Raw genomic sequence first — 17,344 nt, 5'->3', positions numbered from 1 at the left:
TCAGACAGCGGTGCGCGCGGTGGCGGTGACCACCGAGCCCACCCGATCGACCAGCAGTGCCATCTCGTAGCCGATCCGGCCGATGTCGTGTGTCTTGTTCGCCAGCACGGCCAGATGCGAGCCGTTTCCGACGCTCATCACCAGCAGGTAGCCGCGCTGCATCTCCACGATGGACTGCATCACCTTGCCGCCGTCGAACAGCGACGCCGCGCCCATGGAAAGGCTGGCGAGTCCGGCGGTGACGGCGGAGAGCTGTTCGGCACGGTCGCTGGGCAGGTGCGGACTGGTGGCCTGCAACAAGCCGTCCGCCGATACGAGCACCGCATGGGAGACGCCGGGCACATCGCGGGTGAAGCGGGCGACCAGCCAGTTCAGATTCTCGTCCGTGGTGCTGTTTTTCGCGTTGGTCATGCAAGCCCTCCGTCGTTGTACTGCGCATTGGCCCGCCCGCTGCGGACCCCACTGAGATGCCTGGTCAAATTGTTGCGGATTTCTTCCGGATCGCGCGGGCCCGCGTCGTCCGCGGGCGCCAGGCCGCCGGGCACCAACTGGGCGCCCGGCCTGCGAATCGGCAGCCCGCCGACAGTGCGCGCGGTGGTGGTCGGATGGCTGGCGTCCTCGGCGGCCAGCCAGCCCGCGTCACCAGGCGAGGACCACGAGCTTTCCGGCGATTGCGAGGTCGAGGGCTCGACCAGCCATTCCGAGACCATGCGTTGATAGATAGGGGTCGGGGACGAGCCTGCGACCGGCTGCAGCCGGGAGGAAGTCACCGTCGCGGGTTCCGGCGCCGCCTCCTGCGGTGGCTCGACGGGGGCGGCCGGCTTCCGGATCGGCAGACCGGAGCGGGCGGTGATCTGCGGCGCGGGCGGCTGGCTCGGCACGGTGGGTGTGGGACCGGTCGTCGGCTCGTCGTCCTTGACCTCGGTCCACAGATCGGTACGCGTGGGCTGCTGCTCGACGGCCTGCTCGCCAGCGGCGGGCGTCACCGCGGCGAACGGACCGGTGGGGGTGCGGTCGTCCGCGCGCGGCGTGAGCACCGGCCACGGCTGGGTGGCGGGCTGATCCGCCGGGTTGACCGCCCGACCGACCGGCGTGGAGACCGTGGGCTGGTCGGGAGTGTCGGCGACGCGGATGGCCGGACGGCGTTGCGGCAGGCCGGAACTCGTCACGCCGAAACGTGCGGTGTCGCGCTGCGGCAGGCTCGGCACCGGAACCAGGTTGCGCGGCTGCGCGCCCGTGGGCGGCGTGACCAGGGAGGGCAGCTGGTGCTCGGCGGTGATATCGAGCGGCTTGCCCGCCGGATCGGTGACGTCCATCGGCGGCGCGACCAGCGCGCCGGGTAGGTGCACGCTGGCGGTGATGCCCGGCTGCTGCGCCATCGTGGACGTGCGGCGCAGGCTGACCGTGATGGTGTGACGCTTGGCCAGGCGGCCCACGACGAACAGGCCCATGCGGCGCGCGGTCTCGACGGTGACCTCACCACCGGAGGCGAGCCGGTCGTTGGTCGTCTGCAGGTCTTCCAGGGACATGCCGAGGCCGCGGTCGGTGATCTCGATCAGGTAGCCGCCGTCCACCGCGCGCGAAACCATCACGGTGACCGGCGTGGTCGGCGGGGAGTACCGCAGCGCGTTGTCGATCAACTCGGCGAGCAGGTGCTCGATGTCGACGGCGGGCTCGCCCGCGACGATGCCATCGGGCACCGCGCCGATCTCGACGCGCTGGTAGTCCTCCACCTGGGAAACCGCGCTCCACAGCATGTCCGACAGCGGTACCGGGTGCAGCTGGCCGCGGCGCAAGGCGGTACCGGCGAGCACCAGCAGGTTGTCGCCGTTGCGGCGCATGCGGGTGGCCAGGTGGTCGAGGCGGAACAGGCTCTGCAACCGGTCGGTGTCGTCCTCGTCGTGCTCGAGGTCCTCGATCAGCGCCAGCTGCTGCTCGACCAGCGATTGGCTGCGGCGCGAGAGGGTCTCGAACATGTTCCCGATCTGCAGGCGCAGACGGGCCTGGTCGGCGGCGAGGTTGAGCGCCTGCTCGTGGATCTCGTCCACGGCGCGGGCCAGCTGGCCGATCTCGTCGGTGGAGTGCACCGCGACCGGGGTGATCTCGGGAGTGGTACCGCCCGCGCGCACCACGGCGAGTTCGTCGGGCAGCTTGATGTGCGCGACCTCGAGCGCGTCCCGCCGCAGGCGGCGGACCGGGACGACCAGGGTACGAGCGACCGAGAGCGCCAGGGCGAGACCCGCGAGCAGCATGCCGATGACGATCGTCGTCTCGCGCAGCGCACCGGCTTGCGCCTCGGTGGTGCGCGCGGCCAAGGCGCTGTCGATGGTATCGATCAGCTGCGCGGTGGTCTTCTCATAGGTGTCCGAGCTGATCAGCAGCGAATCGATGACGGCGGGATTGGTCGCCGGATCGGCGGCGTTCTGGCTGAAGGTGCCGAGACGCGTCTGCACCGCGTCCAGCAGCGGGCGCATGTTGCCCGCGTAGTCCGGCAGGATCTGCGCGTACTGGTAGATCATCGTGATCTCGGCGCCCGCGGCGACCAGCACGCGGGGCCGCACGCTCGGGTTGCGGCCCGCGTCCGGCGAGCCGATCAGTATGCGCTGCTGGGTGAGCACGCGCCGCGCGGTCTGCACCGAAGCCAGCTGCAGGAAGTACCGCTGGATGACCAGGTCGTCCACCGACGGCGAGAGCGCGAGCGCGTTGCCGATGCGGACCATGATCTCGTCGGACTGCTCGCCGACCATGGCGGGCGAGCCGTTGCGCAGGCTGTTGCGCATCGTGGTGCCGGTGGCGATGGCCGAGGCGAGTTCGGAGGTGACCCGGCCGCTGACCTTGGTGGTCTGCAAGGCGGCTTCCAGTTCGGCCAGTGCCTGGTCGAACTTCGTCAGCGCGGCGTCGGTCTGCGGGTCCGCGGCGTTGCCCCAGGTGGCGGTCGCGGTGACGCCGAGTTGCTCGGTGGCCGAACCGAACTTGACGATCGGCCGGATGATGATGGCTTGTTCGGTCGCCGCGTCCAACTGCGCCATGGTACGCAGTTCGTTGTTGATTCGGAGCACGGCGAAGACAGTCGCCAGCAGCACCGGAAGCACCAGCACCACGCCAACCTTGCGGGTGACCGACCAGTTCGACAGGCTGAATTGCCAGGACCGCGGTGCAGCTTCCATCCGCTTCCGTCGCCTCCGCTTCACCAGTGACCTCGGGCGCGCGTGGCTGTTCGGTATTGATTCAACCCGCAAAGAACCAACTAGAGGTCTTCTTTTTACCGCACGGAACATACCGTGCAGAGTGGTCATCGGCAATCCGGGGGAGCCGCTGCGCAAATTACCGAATATGGCTATAGAGAACGAGTTTCGCGGTGGAATGCGTAAGGGACGCGTCAACTTCTCCGCGGGGCCGTGGAAGACCCTGGTCACCCCGGGTTGACGGGGGCAACGCACCGTGGCGTGTCGTGGCTGCTCACCACGGCGTGTCGGGAGCGCCCTCTCAGTTACCTCTCAGTCGGTGCGGTCAAACTGGTGGCATGCGCATTCTGGTGGTCGATGACGATCGGGCGGTCCGGGAATCGCTGCGCCGGTCGCTCACCTTCAACGGCTACTCCGTCGATCTCGCGGTGGACGGTGTGGACGCGCTGGAGAAGGCAACCGTCCAGCGACCCGACGCGCTCGTCCTGGACGTGATGATGCCCCGGCTGGACGGGCTCGAGGTCTGCCGCCGTCTCCGGAGTACGGGCGATGATTTGCCGATACTGGTTCTCACCGCGCGGGATTCGGTATCGGAGCGGGTCGCCGGGCTCGATGCCGGGGCGGACGACTATTTGCCGAAGCCGTTCGCGCTGGAGGAACTGCTGGCCAGGTTGCGCGCGCTGTTGCGGCGCACGACCGCGGGCCCGGGGGACGCGTCAGAAGCGATGAAGTTCGCCGACCTGTCGCTGGATCCGGTGACCCGCGAGGTGTCCCGCGGCGCCAGGCAGATCAGTCTCACTCGCACCGAGTTCTCACTGCTGGAAATGCTGATGGCGAACCAGCGCCGCGTGCTCACCCGTAGCCGCATTCTCGAGGAAGTCTGGGGCTACGATTTCCCGACCTCGGGAAACGCGCTCGAGGTCTACATCGGTTATCTGCGCCGCAAAACCGAGGCCGAGGGCGAGCCGCGGCTGATCCACACGGTGCGCGGCGTCGGCTATGTGCTGCGTGAAACGCCGCCGTAGGTCCTCGGTCATGGCACGAACACCTCCCAAGCGTCCCGCCGTCGCCGCACTCGGCCAGCGTCCGTCCGAGCCCGTGGACATGCGGCCGCCCATGCCGTTGACGCGGTCGGTCTCCCTGCGGTGGCGGGTGACGCTGCTGGCCGCCTCCGTGGTGGCGATCGCGGTGGCGGTCACCTCGATCGCGGCGTACGCGCTGGTGGCGCGCGCGTTGTACGCCGACGTGGACGCTCAGTTGCGCAGCCGGTCCACGGCGGTGATCGCCAGTAACCCGTACGGGTTCAACAACCTGAATCTGATGGTCGCCGCCGCCTTCTACGACGACACCGGCATCGCGCTGATCTATCCCGATCTGCGGCGCTGGCTGCCGCCGCAGTCCACCGATCCGCCGGTGGGGCCGCAGGAGGTGGCCGTGGCCCGCGGGGAACGCAGTTCGTCGCTGCGCACCGACGGCGATCAGCGCGTGCTCGCGGTCTATACCAACTCCGGTGCGACGCTGGTCATCTCCCAGCGCCTGGACCGCACCAGGGAGGTGCTCGACCGGCTCGCCTGGCTGTTGTTCGTCGTCGGCGGCTGCGGCGTCATACTGGCCGCCGCGGCGGGCACGGCGGTCGGCCGCACGGGCCTGCGGCCCATCGCGCGGCTGACGGCGGCCACCGAGCGCATCGCCCGCACCGACGACCTGACCCCGATCCCGGTGACCGGCGACGACGAACTGGCAAGGCTCACAGAGAGTTTCAACACGATGCTGCGCGCGCTCGCGGAGTCGCGCGACCGGCAGCGCAGGCTCGTCGCCGACGCCGGGCACGAGCTGCGCACGCCGCTCACGTCCCTGCGGACCAACATGGAACTGCTCATCGCGTCGAGCCGTCCCGGCGCTCCGCGTATCCCGGACGAGGACATGGCCGGACTGCGCGCCGACGTGATGGCGCAGATCGAGGAGTTGTCCACGCTCGTGGGCGACCTGGTCGATCTCGCGCGCGAGGACGCGCCGGAGACCGTCTACGAGCGCGTGGATCTGGGCGAGGTCGTGGAACGCGCGCTCGAGCGCGCCCGCCGTCGCCGCACCGGCATCGAGTTCCTCGCCGACCTGCGGCCGTGGTTCGTCTACGGGCACGAGGCGGGCTTGGAGCGTGCGGTGCTGAACGTGCTCGACAACGCGGCCAAGTGGAGCCCGGCGGGCGCACAGGTGCGCATTCTGATGCGGGAGAGCGGCCCGGGGTTGCTGGAGCTGTCCATCGACGACGCCGGTCCCGGTATTCCGGCGGCGGAACGCGAGCTGGTGTTCGAGCGTTTCTATCGGGTCATGTCGTCGCGATCGATGCCGGGCTCGGGCCTCGGCCTGGCGATCGTCAAACAGGTGGTGACGAAACACGGCGGTACGATCGCCATTGATACCTCGCAACGCGGCGGCGCCGTCGTTCGCATCGTGTTGCCCGGCGAGCCGGGCGCGCCGGTGTCCGATTGACGCAATAGCGAGCGGCGGAACTCCATTTCCGTCACAATCTCGAGTTCTGTGCGGAATATTCGTCGTCGGTGAGGTATTTCGGACAATGCTCCGATTGGTTTGCGGCAGGATTTGAGACATCAAGTTGCCAGTGATTCTATTTCGCACCGGCAGCTCTCGGAAAACTGAAAGCGCGGTCTCAGTCCGCTCTCAGTCCCCGCGGCCAACCTGGACGAGACGTGAGCAGAAACGAGGAGTCCATGACCGAGGATTCGAAGGATCGCCGGGAGCCGGGTGCGCCGGACGCGGGCGCGTTCGGGCCAGGGGAGGCGCACGCCCCCGGTTACGGCCCGCAGGCGGCACAGCATCCCACCGCGCAGTTCCCTCCGCAGCACCATCCGGCCGCGCCGTTCCCCGGGTATCCGGCGTCCTTCGGTCCACCGGCCGACGCCACGCAACCGCACGGCCCCTACGGCGCACCGCCCGCGCAGGCCCGGCGTCCGTTCCGCGCGGGTCTGGCCGCGGGCGCGGTCGCGCTCGCGCTGGTCAGCGGCGGTATCGGCGGTGCGGTCGGTGCGCTGGTCACGCACGGCGACGACGGTCGGGCACCGGTGACCAACGCGCTGGACGCTCCGAAGCCGAACGTGAGCAACGCCGTGAACGCTCCGGCCGGTTCCACCCAGGCGGTCGCGCAGAAGGTGCTGCCCAGCGTCGTGATGATCAAGGTGGCCAGCAGTAAGGCCGAGGGGGAGGGCTCCGGGGTGATCCTGTCCTCCGACGGCCTGATCCTGACCAACAACCACGTCGCCGCGGGTGGCGGGCCCAGCGCCAAGATGGAGGTCGTGTTCTCCGACGGCAGCAGCGCGCCCGCCACGCTGGTCGGCGCCGATCCGGTTTCCGACCTGGCCGTCATCAAGGTTTCCGGGAAGACCGGCCTCACTCCCATCGAGCTGGGTGGCTCGGCGAATCTGCAAGTCGGCCAGCCGGTCGTCGCGATCGGGTCGCCGCTCGGCCTTGCGGGCACGGTCACCACGGGCATCGTGTCGGCGCTGAACCGGCCCGTCGTGACCACCGGCGACGGAAGCGAGGCGGGCGCCGCGGTCAGCCCGGTGATCGACGCGATCCAGACCGATGCCGCGATCAACCCGGGCAACTCGGGTGGCGCGCTGGTGGACGGCAGCGGCAAGCTGATCGGCATCAACACCGCCATCGCGACGCTCGGGCCCGCCGAGACAGCGGGCGGCCAGACCGGATCGATCGGACTCGGGTTCGCGATCCCCGTCGATCAGGCGCGCCGGGTGGCCGACGAACTGATCAAGACCGGCAAGGCCACCTACGCGCAGATCGGCATCACGGTGTCGCGGCAGCAGGACCCGGCGCAGCAGGTTTCCGGCGCGAAGGTTCGCGACGTCACGGCGGACGGCCCCGCCGCGCGCGCGGGCATCCCGCCGGGGGCAGTCGTGACGAAGGTCGACGACCGCCCGATCGATTCCGGGAACGCGCTCGTCGCCGCGGTGCGCTCGCACCAACCGGGAGACAAGGTGAAAGTCACCTACACCGATGATCAAGGCAACAATGCCAAGACCGTCGAGGTGACCCTCTCCGGCGCGCCCGCGGACGGCGGCCGGTGATGCGCGCGGTGCCCGGCGGGCCTGGGCCGATGATCGATGTGGACGCCGACGTTCTCGGTGCGGCCGCCGAGTTGCTGGACGCAGGCGCTACGGTGAGCACCATGGAAATCGATGCTCCTGTGGCGGGGCGTGCTCTGGTGGTGGTCGTGGACGATCGGACGGCGCATGGAGGTGTTGACTCGCTCGGCCCGCTGGTCACCGAGCTGCTCACCGAAGCGGGTTTCCTCGTGGACGCGTCGGTGTCGGTGCAGGCCGACGAGGTCGAGATCCGCAACGCGCTCAACACGGCGGTGATCGGCGGCGTCGATCTGGTGATCTCCGTCGGCGGTACGGGCATGTCCCCGCGCGACGTGACGCCCGAGGCCACCTCGCAGGTGCTCGACCGCGAGTTGCCGGGGATCAGCGAAGCCCTTCGTTCCTCCGGCCGGGTGGCAGGCTCGCTGGACGCGGGCCTCTCCCGCGGTGTGGCCGGCGTGTCCGGAAGCACCTTGGTGGTCAACCTGCCCGGCACCCGTTCCGCCGTTCGCGACGGCATGGCGACGCTCGGCCCGCTCGCCAGCCGGGTGATCGGTGAACTCTCCGGATTGGTCGAGTAATTAGCGCCCCCACGCCTTCTGAGCACCCTCGCCCGGCGGCTGGCCGGGCGAGGGATGCCGCGCGCTTGGCGAAGGTCTTCGGCGACGCGCTGCCCGACACCACCGCCGACGAGCGCGACGAACGCGACGACGTCCGGTCCGCTGACGACTGGCTGCGCGCCCAGGTTCCCCCGCATCACGGCTGAGTCCGTTATCTACGTAGTAGCTACGTAGTCGTTTCCCCTGGCTTCCGAAACGCGCCAGTGATCATTTCCGACCGGAAATAATCCGGACGAGATCCTTACGGTCGTGTCCCGTATCCGTACGCTGGCCCTTCTGTGTCGCCATCTCGGTTTTCCCGCCGGAATCGGCTGTAGCGAACCGGTATTTATGCACGTCAAGCCATATTCGGATGTGCGCAAGTGTGATGCGAGTCACCTTGAACTTTACGAAACTTTTCGTTGCGGCGGTCGTTACGAACCGTTTAATCTCCCATCGAGCCACTCACATTGGGACCCGCAGTCGTGGGTGCCGGCACGCGTGAAAGCCCGCTCGGCGGAACCCGGCTCGGTTCCGTTGCCCCCTGCCCGTTGCGCCGAAATAACAACCGGTTACACATCGGCAACAAAGGGGCGACACACTGAGCTGGGCCTGAGAGGACCACTGTCCAGCCTCGATGGTCGAGGTTGACTGTTTGAACCTGATGAGGGGAAGTATGAGCGAGAACCGCACCAAAGGTCTGCGCCGCGGTGCCCGCGTCGCGGGCGTAGGCGCTGCCGCGGCTGTTGCCATGGGCCTGCTTTCGACCGGTGCCGCCAATGCCGATACCTTCGTGCCGTTGCCGGACGGTCAGAAGGTAGGGCCCGGCGTGACGATCACCAGGAACGGAGAGCGGGCCCTGATTTCGCCGTCGCTGGCCGCCAACGGCGCAGGCCGGGTGGTCTGGGTGTCGGGCAACGCCGTCGCCGATGTCGCCGAGACGCCGGAAGGCACCATCGGTCCCAACAACGGTCCGACCGGAAACCCCGGAACCAACAACTCCTCGACGCATGGTTCGTCGCAGTTGAGCACCGGTTACATCGTCGGCTGCCAGATCAGCATCGCCGATGACGCGATCTCCGCCGGTGTGTCCGGCAGCGTGAACCTCAGCGGCGCCAGCGCGGGCGGTTCGATCGGCGTCAACCTCGGTCCCGGCGAAGTGAAGTTCGTTCAGATCGACTACAAGGACATCCTCAAGGCCGGTGTCTACTCCGTCGAATACCAGGATGCCGAGATCCAGATCCAGGGCTGCGCAGGTTACGCGCAGGCGCGTTCGTACACGGTCGTCGAGATCATCGGCGATCACTACTCGAAGACCACCCTCTACGGGATGCCGTTCAGCATCGGCTGACGTCTGTCGAACCCAACGAACCATCTTCCCGCTGAAGCGGACTCAACCCTCGAGGGATACCAAACCATGATCAACCGTAAGAACCTGGCGCGGATGGCCGGCCTCGGCGCCGCTGCCACCATCGCCATGGGCCTGTTCTCCACCGGTGCGGCGAACGCCGACACCTTCGTTCCGCTGCCGGGTGGGGAGCTGACCAAGACGCTCTCCGATGGCACCGTCGTGACCATCCGTCTGGTCGGCGAATCGGCCAACATCAGCCCGTCCATGGGCGCGACGCCGCTGCACCGCAACGCGTGGGTCTCGGGCAGCGCGCAGGTCGAGCTCTCCGGCGCGGCCGGGGGCAAGATCTTCCCGGGTTACACCGTGGGCTGTCAGGTGAATATCGCTGGTGGTGGTGCCACTGGTGGTGTGGATGGCAATGTGGACTGGAGCGACGGTCAGAATGTCACCGGTGGCGTGGGTGCCAACTCCGGTGGCAACGTGTCGTTGGGTCCGGGTCAGGCGAAGTCGTTCTATGTGCTCGATTTGGAGCAGGCCGACGATTTCGGTAACGAGACGCACAAGACCCGTAATGCCTTCAAGGGCACGAGTGGTTCGGTGACGTGGGCTGATGAGACCATCGGCTTGAACGGTTGTGGGGGCTATGCCCAGGCGCGGGCATTTATCAGCGTCGAGGTCGAGACCGACAATGTCATCACGTGGGTGACGTTGTGGGGACAGCCCTTCAGCCTCGGCTGAGCGAACGGCAAGTGAAAAACCCATAGCGACAGATGAAATGGACCCCTCGCGGCGCGGCGGGTCCATTTCGTCATGAATTGGACTGTGCCGCAAGGGCGGCGCGATCCTAGTCGGATCCGTTACTTCGCGAGACGAATTGCCTGAATTTCCGGAAAAGTCTGGTTGATACCGAATAGCATTGTTTCGTCCGAGATCGCTCGATGACGCGATGGGTCGGCGGAACGTCTGGTGGACAACACATTCCACTGCGCGCCGTCGGCTTTGGAGGGACACGTCCCGCCTCGACACCCTGGGGCGGGCGGATGCAACCTGATGAGGAAAAACATGAGCAAGTACCGCATCAACGGTCTGTCTCGAGGCGTCCGCGTCGCGGGCGCCGCCGCCGTGGCGGCCGTAGCTACCGGTCTATTGTCGACCGGCGCTGCCAATGCCGATGTCTTCGTGCCGTTGCCGGACGGTCACAAGGCAGGACCTGGCGTGAACATCGCTCGCACCGGTGAGCGCGCCCTGATCTCCCCATCCCTTGCCGCGAACGGTGCCGGCCGTGTCGTGTGGGTTTCGGGGAACGCCGTCGCCGATGTAGCCGTCACCCCCGAAGGGACGATCGGGCCGAACAACGGTCCGACCGGGAACCCGGGAACGAATAATTCGTCCACTCACGGTGCCTCGCAGTTGAGCACCGGTTACGTCGTCGGCTGCCAGGTCAGCATCGCCGACGACGCGATCTCCGCCGGTGTGTCGGGCAGCGTGAACCTCAGCGGCGCCAGCGCCGGTGGTTCGATCGGCGTCAACCTCGGTCCCGGCGAGGTCAAGTTCGTTCAGATCGATTACAAGGACATCCTGAAGCCGGGTGTGTACTCGGTGGAGTATCAGGATGCCGAGATTCAGATCCAGGGCTGCGCGGGTTACGCGCAGGCGCGTTCGTACACGGTCGTCGAGATCATCGGCGATCACTACTCGAAGACCACCCTCTACGGGATGCCGTTCAGCATCGGCTGACGCGGGTCGGATCCATCAAATCTCTTTTCGCTGAAGCGAACTCGAAACCTTAGGGGAATCACCGTCATGTTCGATCGTAAAATGCTGGCGCGCGCGGCCGGGCTGTGCGCGTCCGGGGCTATCGCGGTAGGCCTGCTCTCGACGGGTGCGGCGAATGCCGACACCTTCGTTCCGCTGCCGGGTGGGGAGCTGACCAAGACGCTCTCCGATGGCACCGTCGTGACCATCCGTCTGGTCGGCGAATCCGCGACCATCAGCCCGTCCATGGGCGCTACACCTCTGCACCGCAACGCATGGGTGTCCGGTAGTGCGCAAGTGGACCTGTCGGGTACGGCCGGGGGCAAGATCTTCCCGGGTTACACCGTGGGCTGTCAGGTGAATATCGCTGGTGGTGGTGCCACCGGTGGTGTGGATGGCAATGTGGACTGGAGCGACGGTCAGAATGTCACCGGTGGCGTGGGTGCCAACTCCGGTGGCAACCTGTCGTTGGGTCCGGGTCAGGCGAAGTCGTTCTATGTGCTCGATTTGGAGCAGGCCGACGATTTCGGTAACGAGACGCACAAGACCCGTAATGCCTTCAAGGGCACGAGTGGTTCGGTGACGTGGGCTGATGAGACCATCGGCTTGAACGGTTGTGGGGGCTATGCCCAGGCGCGGGCCTTTATCAGCGTCGAGGTCGAGACCGACAATGTCATCACGTGGGTGACGTTGTGGGGACAGCCCTTCAGCCTCGGCTGAGCGAGGGATACTCACGCGAACGGGCCCGTCGCCAACGGGCCCGTTTCGCATGCGGCACGGTCGAACTCAGAATTCGTGCCGCCCGCCCGAGCTGGTCTGGCCCTCGGCGAGCAGGTCGCGGATCTGGATCAGCACCTCGGAATCGGTGAGTGTGGTGTCGTCGGGCCGGAAGCGCTTCTTCAATCGCGCGGCGGGCAGCACCAGCACGAAGAACAGCACCGCGGCGATGATCAGGAAATTGATCACGGCCGTGATGATGGGACCGACCTGGACAAAGGTCGCCGGCTTGTCGGCCACCAACCGGAAACCCAGGCCGACATCGCCGGGCCCGCCGATGACGGCGAGCAGCGGATTGATGATTCCGTTGCTGATCGCGGTGATGATCGCGACGAACGCCGTACCGATGACCACGGCGACCGCCAAGTCGATCACATTCCCGCGGAACAGAAAATCTCTGAACTCTTTGAGCATGGCCGGTGTCTCCTCTTTTCCGTGGAGCTGGGCAGTCCTGCTCGGCGGTACCCGCGCGCCGGTAGGCCCGATGCTAATGAGCCATCGGTGAATATTCGGCGAAGCATGATCGGCGGGTCAGTGAAAGACGACGGTGAGTGCGGTGCGCAGGGACGCGCCCGCGACGGCGGTGGCGTGCTCGGCGTCCATCGCGACCAAGACCACGCGTTCGGCGGCTCCCCTCCCCGCACCGGCGCCTGAGACGAGCACTACGGCGGCATCGGTGGCGAGGGTGCGGGCGGGACGGGCGCCGGGCCCACCCGCGTCTTCGGCGCCGATCACGTCGACGCGATCGCCCGCGCGCAAGATGTCGGCGACCGCCGTGTCGGCGAGGCGGACCGGCACGATCCGCGCCTCGCGGGCGCCGGCCGCCGCCGCGGCCAAGCGCGGGCCGACGACGCGCAGGTCGGTGAATACCTCACCTCGGCGCATGGCGCCGGTCAGCGTCGCGCCGACGAGCGCGGCCGGATCGGTGACCGCGCCCGCCGGTAGCGTGCCCGCTTCGCGCGGGACGGCGCGTAGGTCATCCGCCTCGAGAAGTCGTCCGGGCGCGAGGTCCCGGCCCGCGACGAGCACCGTGGTGCGCTCGGCGCCGGGATCACCCCGAAAAAAGAGGAACGCCGCGAGCACGGCGAGAACGGCGGCCAGCAATCGTCGGGCGAGTACGGCGTCGGCCCAGGGCGGGCGCTGCCACCCGGAGAGATTCCAGCCACGGCCCAGATCGGCGAGTGCGCGAGTCATGGCCGGATCCTATGGCCGGACGTGCGCTCGCCCGGCCAGGATCAAGGAACGCTGTGGATAGGTGACCGGCTGTGGAAAACCGTCGAATCAGCTGGCTACGGCCGTGCTGGTGGACGCGGTCGACCCGCTCGACGAGCCGGAGTCGGAAGAAGTGGAAGACGAACTCGAGCTGCTGTCGGACTTGGCGGGCTCGCTGGCGGTGGAGGAGCCACCGCGGCTGTCGGTGCGGTAGAAGCCGCTGCCCTTGAAGACGATGCCGACCGAGTTGAACAGCTTGCGCAGCTTCCCGGAGCACTCCGAGCACACGGTCAGCGCTTCGTCCGTGAACGACTGAACGATGTCGAAGCGGTTGTCACACTGGGTGCACGCATACGAGTAAGTAGGCACAGGATCCTCCGCGGTGTTCGTCGATCTGGCACTCTACAGCCGACAGTGCCAACACCGCCAATCGGTGTTTCATTCCCCAGGGTAATCGTCGCCCAGCCGGCGCAGGCCACCGCGCGGCGTGAGCGCCCAGCCCATGCGCAGGTCGTGCGGTTCCTCCGGCAATCGGTCGACCAGTTCGTCGTCCCGGACCACCGCGACCAGGCGCGCGTCCGGCCGTGCGGCGGGCAGCGTGCGGTCGTAGTAACCGGCTCCACGGCCGAGCCGCACGCCGCGCAAGTCCACGGCGAGGGCGGGGACGAGGATAAGTTCGGCGCGGGTGACGGTCTCCGGCGGCAGCACGGCGCCGGTGGGTTCCAGCAACGCGTAGCGGGCCCGTCGCAGGGCGCCCGCTCCGGTGTATTCGGCCCAGCTCAGCGGTCCCGGTGGCCCGGTAACCGGCAGCAGTACCCGCGCACCACCGGCCAGCAGCGCGTCCAGCATCGCGGTCGATCCCGGTTCGCCCGCCACCGGTACATACGCGCAGACCCACCCGCGAGCGCTGACCGCTTCGACCGCTGCGGCCAGGGCGAACGCTTCCTTTTCGCGTTCCGTGGCAGGTATCACAGCTCGGCGGGCGAGGAGTTCGGTGCGCCATGCATGTTTGTCGCGCTCGCCGGGCATCTTCACAGTGATCACCATAGGCTCACCCCGGGACCGGTCGGCGCGACGCCGATCCGGCGGCGTGATGGATGGATAGGGTATGCGTATGACAGCAAAGGCCGGACAGTCCGGTGACGCCGCGGGGGTGTCGTGCTTCCGCACGGCCGTGGTGCCCGCTGCCGGGCTCGGAACGCGGTTCCTGCCCGCGACCAAGACGGTGCCCAAGGAACTTCTTCCTGTGGTGGACACACCCGGCATCGAGTTGGTCGCCGCCGAGGCGGCCGGTTCCGGCGCCGAGCGGCTGGTGATCGTCACGTCTCCGGGCAAGGACGGTGTCGTCGCGCACTTCGTCGAGGACCTGGTGCTGGAGAGCACGCTGGAGGAGCGCGGCAAGTTCAAGCTGCTGGAGAAGGTGCGCAAGGCGCCGGGACTGCTCGATGTCACCTCGGTGGTGCAAGAGGAGCCGCTCGGGCTCGGGCACGCCGTGGCCCAGGCCGAGCGGGCCCTCGATGACGACGAGGACGCCATCGCCGTCCTGCTGCCCGACGACCTCGTGCTGCCCCGCGGCGTGCTGGATGTGATGTGCCGGGTGCGCCGCAAGCGCGGTGGAACGGTGCTGTGCGCCATCGACGTCCCCAAGGACGAGGTCAGCGCCTACGGTGTCTTCGACGTCGCGCCCGTGCCCGACGCGGTGAACCCGAATGTGCTGCGTGTCAAGGGCATGGTGGAGAAGCCCGCCCTCGCCGACGCGCCGTCGACGTTCGCCGCCGCGGGCCGGTACCTGCTCGATCGCGCGATCTTCGACGCGCTGCGCCGCATCGAGCCCGGCGCGGGCGGCGAACTGCAACTCACCGACGCCATCGCACTGCTGATCGCCGAGGGGCATCCGGTTCATGTGGTGGTGCACCGTGGGTCGCGCCACGATTTGGGCAACCCGGGCGGCTATCTTCGTGCTGCGGTCGATTTCGCACTGGAACGAGAGGAATACGGCCCCGCTCTGCGGGAGTGGCTGCAGCACCGCCTCGGTCCGGACTGGGATCCGCAGCTGACGACCGACGACTGACGGACCCGGCCGGGGGTTTCGCCGAGAGTGGACCGTCGGGTACGAATGATGGTTCACCGCGGTGCGCGCGAATGCGCTTGCGCCGCGGCGGGATCGCGCGCGCGGGCGAGATCGGATGGAGTGCGGAGAGGATCAGGAAGGGCTGGATGCGCTCGGTTGAGGATCAGCAGATCAAGGTGACCGCCGCGGCGGTCGCGCCCCGGCCGGTCCGGGTCGCGATCTCCGAGGCCCAGGGCCTGCTGTGTGCCGAGGACGTCGTCACCGAACGGCCGTTGCCCGGCTTCGACCAGGCGGCCATCGACGGTTATGCCGTGCGCAGCGTGGACGTCGCCTCCGCGGGGGCCGACATTCGGGACGAAGAAGGCGAACTCGTCGACCTGACCCTCCCGGTGGTCGGCGAGGTGGTCGCCGGTTCACGTCAGCCGATCCGCTTGCAACCGCGCCAGACCGTCCGGGTGGACACCGGCGCGCCGATGCCGACGCTCGCCGACGCCGTGCTCCCGCTGGATTTCACCGACGGCGGGCGGGCCAGGATCAAGGTGTACGAGCCGGTGCGCTCCGGCGACTACGTGCGGCGGATCGGTGACGACGTCCAGCCGGGCGATGTGGCGGTGCGTGCGGGAACCATCATCGGCGCAGCGCAGGTCGGGCTGCTCGCCGCGGTCGGTCAAGACAAAGTGCTGGTGCACCCGCGTCCGCGACTATCGGTGCTCTCCGTGGGCGGCGAGCTGATCGATATCGACCGCACCCCGGGCCCCGGCCAGGTCTACGACGTGAACTCCTACGCGCTGGCCGCGGCCGCGCGGGATGCGGGCGCGGACGTCAACCGTGTGGGCATCGTCAGTTCCGATCCGCGCAGGCTGCGCGATGTGGTCGAGGGGCAGCTGGTGCGCTCCGAGGTGGTCGTCATCGCGGGCGCGGTCGGTGGCTGGGCTTCCGAACAGGTCCGAGAGGCGCTGGAAGGGCTCGGCGAGCTCGAAATCACCCGCGTGGCCATGCATCCCGGCTCGGTGCAGGGCTTCGGGCGGCTCGGCCGCGACGAGGTGCCGACGTTCCTGCTGCCCTCCAACCCGGTGGGCGCGCTGGTGGTGTTCGAGGTGATGGTGCGGCCTTTGATCCGAATCGCGTTGGGGCGCAGGCATCCCATGCGCCGGATAATCAGCGCGCGAACCATCACGCCGATCAGTTCCATGGAAGGGCGCAAGGGGTACCTGCGCGCGCAGCTCATGCGGGACGAAGCCACCGGCGAATACCTCGTGCAGCCGCTCGGCAACGGGAACTCGTCCTCGCACCTGCTCGCCACGCTCGCCGAGGCGAACAGCCTGATCGTGATAGACCCGGACGACACCGACATCCGCACCGGTGACGAAGTCCAGGTCGCCTTTCTCGCACAGCGCGGCTGAGACGTGGAAGCTATGAACGTTTTCCGGGCGACGCAGCATCCGGGATGGCCCGCTCGGCTCGGCCCGGTTCGGGTGGCGGCGGGGCAGGTGACCTTGCGTCCGGTGCGACTGCGCGACGCGGCGGCCTGGAGCCGGATCCGGTTGCGGGACAGAGCGCATCTCGAGCCGTGGGAGCCCACCGGCCGCGGGGCGTGGGAGGCGCGCAACCACGCTTCCAACTGGCCGTCGCTGTGGTCGAGCCTGAAGGCGGAGGCCAGGCGCGGCGCGATGATCCCGTTGGTGATCGAAGTCGACGGCGCGTTCGGCGGGCAGCTGACCGTAGGCAATATCGTGCGCGGCGCACTGCGCTCGGCCTGGATCGGCTATTGGGTGGCCAAGGATCTCAGTGGGCAAGGCGTCGCGACGGCGGCGCTGGCGCTCGGTCTCGACCACTGCTTCGGGCCAGTCGGCCTGCATCGGGTGGAGGCGACCGTTCGACCCGAGAATCTGGCCAGCCAGGCGGTGTTGCGCAATGTCGGTTTCCGGGAAGAGGGGCTGCTGCGGCGCTACCTCGACGTGGACGGCGCCTGGCGGGATCACCTGCTGGTCGGCATGACCGTCGAGGAACTGGCCGGAACGGTCCTGGACCGGCTGGCGCGAGAGGGGCGCGTCACCCTGCTGTAGAACCGGCCACCGGATCGCGGTGACATTGGTGGGAGTGTGACAGGTGTGGCGGATGTGCACGGCGCGCCTGCCGGAACTTGGTGCTACCCGGAATTAGCCTACGGACGTCGATGGTGCGTCTTGTGCCATCGGCAGTGAGCCTGCGAGGGGATCGGCGTCCGCGCCGTCGCGTCGGACGGGGGCCGGCCGAGCGCGGGGCGTGTGACGCGCCGC

General features: G+C 68.1%; 17 protein-coding genes. 11 read left to right on the top strand and 6 right to left on the bottom strand.

The window, feature by feature from the left end; all coding sequences use genetic code 11:
* Both ACWEH3_RS13380 and ACWEH3_RS13375 read right to left on the bottom strand, forming a co-directional pair.
* Window positions 1-411 carry a roadblock/LC7 domain-containing protein gene (locus tag ACWEH3_RS13380; RefSeq protein ID WP_355074622.1) on the bottom strand — a complete coding sequence of 137 codons (411 nt, stop codon included), beginning with the start codon at window positions 409-411 and terminating at the stop codon, window positions 1-3.
* Entirely contained in the window at window positions 408-3,167 is a 2,760-nt protein-coding gene (locus tag ACWEH3_RS13375) for an ATP-binding protein (protein WP_450023086.1), read from the bottom strand. Before ACWEH3_RS13375 ends, ACWEH3_RS13380 begins: the two co-directional genes overlap by 4 nt.
* 356 nt (window positions 3,168-3,523) lie before the next feature.
* On the opposite strand from ACWEH3_RS13375, the gene ACWEH3_RS13370 reads away from it, so the two are divergent.
* The 8 genes from ACWEH3_RS13370 (at window position 3,524) to ACWEH3_RS13335 (ending at window position 11,725) form a co-directional block, all read left to right on the top strand.
* Complete coding sequence (locus ACWEH3_RS13370; protein ID WP_450023088.1) at window positions 3,524-4,210, top strand: response regulator transcription factor; 687 nt, start codon at window positions 3,524-3,526, stop codon at window positions 4,208-4,210.
* A gap of 10 nt (window positions 4,211-4,220) precedes the next feature.
* Window positions 4,221-5,675 (top strand): ATP-binding protein, encoded by a 1,455-nt coding sequence (locus ACWEH3_RS13365; RefSeq protein ID WP_450023090.1) that lies wholly within the window; start codon window positions 4,221-4,223, stop codon window positions 5,673-5,675.
* A gap of 239 nt (window positions 5,676-5,914) precedes the next feature.
* Entirely contained in the window at window positions 5,915-7,285 is a 1,371-nt protein-coding gene (locus ACWEH3_RS13360) for a S1C family serine protease (protein WP_452358319.1), read from the top strand.
* 29 nt (window positions 7,286-7,314) lie between these two features.
* Window positions 7,315-7,881, top strand: coding sequence for a MogA/MoaB family molybdenum cofactor biosynthesis protein (locus ACWEH3_RS13355; protein ID WP_355074614.1), 567 nt, complete (start codon window positions 7,315-7,317; stop codon window positions 7,879-7,881).
* 694 nt (window positions 7,882-8,575) lie between these two features.
* A complete protein-coding gene (locus tag ACWEH3_RS13350; protein ID WP_450026581.1) occupies window positions 8,576-9,250 on the top strand; it encodes an MspA family porin in 675 nt (224 codons plus the stop codon).
* A 66-nt stretch (window positions 9,251-9,316) separates the two neighbouring features.
* Complete coding sequence (locus tag ACWEH3_RS13345; protein ID WP_450026583.1) at window positions 9,317-9,988, top strand: MspA family porin; 672 nt, start codon at window positions 9,317-9,319, stop codon at window positions 9,986-9,988.
* A gap of 324 nt (window positions 9,989-10,312) precedes the next feature.
* Window positions 10,313-10,987 carry an MspA family porin gene (locus tag ACWEH3_RS13340; protein ID WP_450026585.1) on the top strand — a complete coding sequence of 225 codons (675 nt, stop codon included), beginning with the start codon at window positions 10,313-10,315 and terminating at the stop codon, window positions 10,985-10,987.
* A 66-nt stretch (window positions 10,988-11,053) separates the two neighbouring features.
* Window positions 11,054-11,725, top strand: coding sequence for an MspA family porin (locus ACWEH3_RS13335; protein WP_450026587.1), 672 nt, complete (start codon window positions 11,054-11,056; stop codon window positions 11,723-11,725).
* Window positions 11,726-11,791: 66 nt separating this feature from the next.
* Here the strand turns inward: ACWEH3_RS13335 and mscL are convergent, their stop codons facing one another.
* The 4 genes from mscL to ACWEH3_RS13315 form a co-directional block, all read right to left on the bottom strand.
* Window positions 11,792-12,196, bottom strand: coding sequence for a large conductance mechanosensitive channel protein MscL (gene mscL / locus ACWEH3_RS13330; RefSeq protein WP_450026589.1), 405 nt, complete (start codon window positions 12,194-12,196; stop codon window positions 11,792-11,794).
* Between the two features lie 117 nt (window positions 12,197-12,313).
* On the bottom strand, window positions 12,314-12,976 hold the full coding sequence (locus ACWEH3_RS13325; protein WP_452358318.1) for an SAF domain-containing protein: 663 nt from the start codon (window positions 12,974-12,976) through the stop codon (window positions 12,314-12,316).
* 87 nt (window positions 12,977-13,063) lie between these two features.
* On the bottom strand, window positions 13,064-13,363 hold the full coding sequence (locus ACWEH3_RS13320) for an FmdB family zinc ribbon protein (protein WP_355074600.1): 300 nt from the start codon (window positions 13,361-13,363) through the stop codon (window positions 13,064-13,066).
* A 69-nt stretch (window positions 13,364-13,432) separates the two neighbouring features.
* The gene (locus ACWEH3_RS13315) at window positions 13,433-14,041 is read right to left on the bottom strand and encodes a 5-formyltetrahydrofolate cyclo-ligase (RefSeq protein ID WP_450020300.1); all 609 of its coding nucleotides are present in this window, start codon (window positions 14,039-14,041) and stop codon (window positions 13,433-13,435) included.
* A 67-nt stretch (window positions 14,042-14,108) separates the two neighbouring features.
* Here ACWEH3_RS13315 and ACWEH3_RS13310 point away from each other — a divergent pair, with 67 nt between their 5' ends.
* The 3 genes from ACWEH3_RS13310 (at window position 14,109) to ACWEH3_RS13300 (ending at window position 17,131) form a co-directional block, all read left to right on the top strand.
* Window positions 14,109-15,065 (top strand): UTP--glucose-1-phosphate uridylyltransferase, encoded by a 957-nt coding sequence (locus ACWEH3_RS13310; protein WP_450020302.1) that lies wholly within the window; start codon window positions 14,109-14,111, stop codon window positions 15,063-15,065.
* Between the two features lie 146 nt (window positions 15,066-15,211).
* Window positions 15,212-16,468 (top strand): molybdotransferase-like divisome protein Glp, encoded by a 1,257-nt coding sequence (glp, locus tag ACWEH3_RS13305; RefSeq protein WP_356963844.1) that lies wholly within the window; start codon window positions 15,212-15,214, stop codon window positions 16,466-16,468.
* A 12-nt stretch (window positions 16,469-16,480) separates the two neighbouring features.
* Complete coding sequence (locus ACWEH3_RS13300) at window positions 16,481-17,131, top strand: GNAT family N-acetyltransferase (RefSeq protein WP_450020304.1); 651 nt, start codon at window positions 16,481-16,483, stop codon at window positions 17,129-17,131.
* The last annotated feature ends 213 nt before the right edge of the window (window positions 17,132-17,344 follow it).

It is taken from the genome of Nocardia sp. NPDC004718, assembly GCF_053601535.1.
Note: the sequence above shows the minus strand (reverse complement) of the source record. Positions and strands in the feature narration are given on the sequence as shown.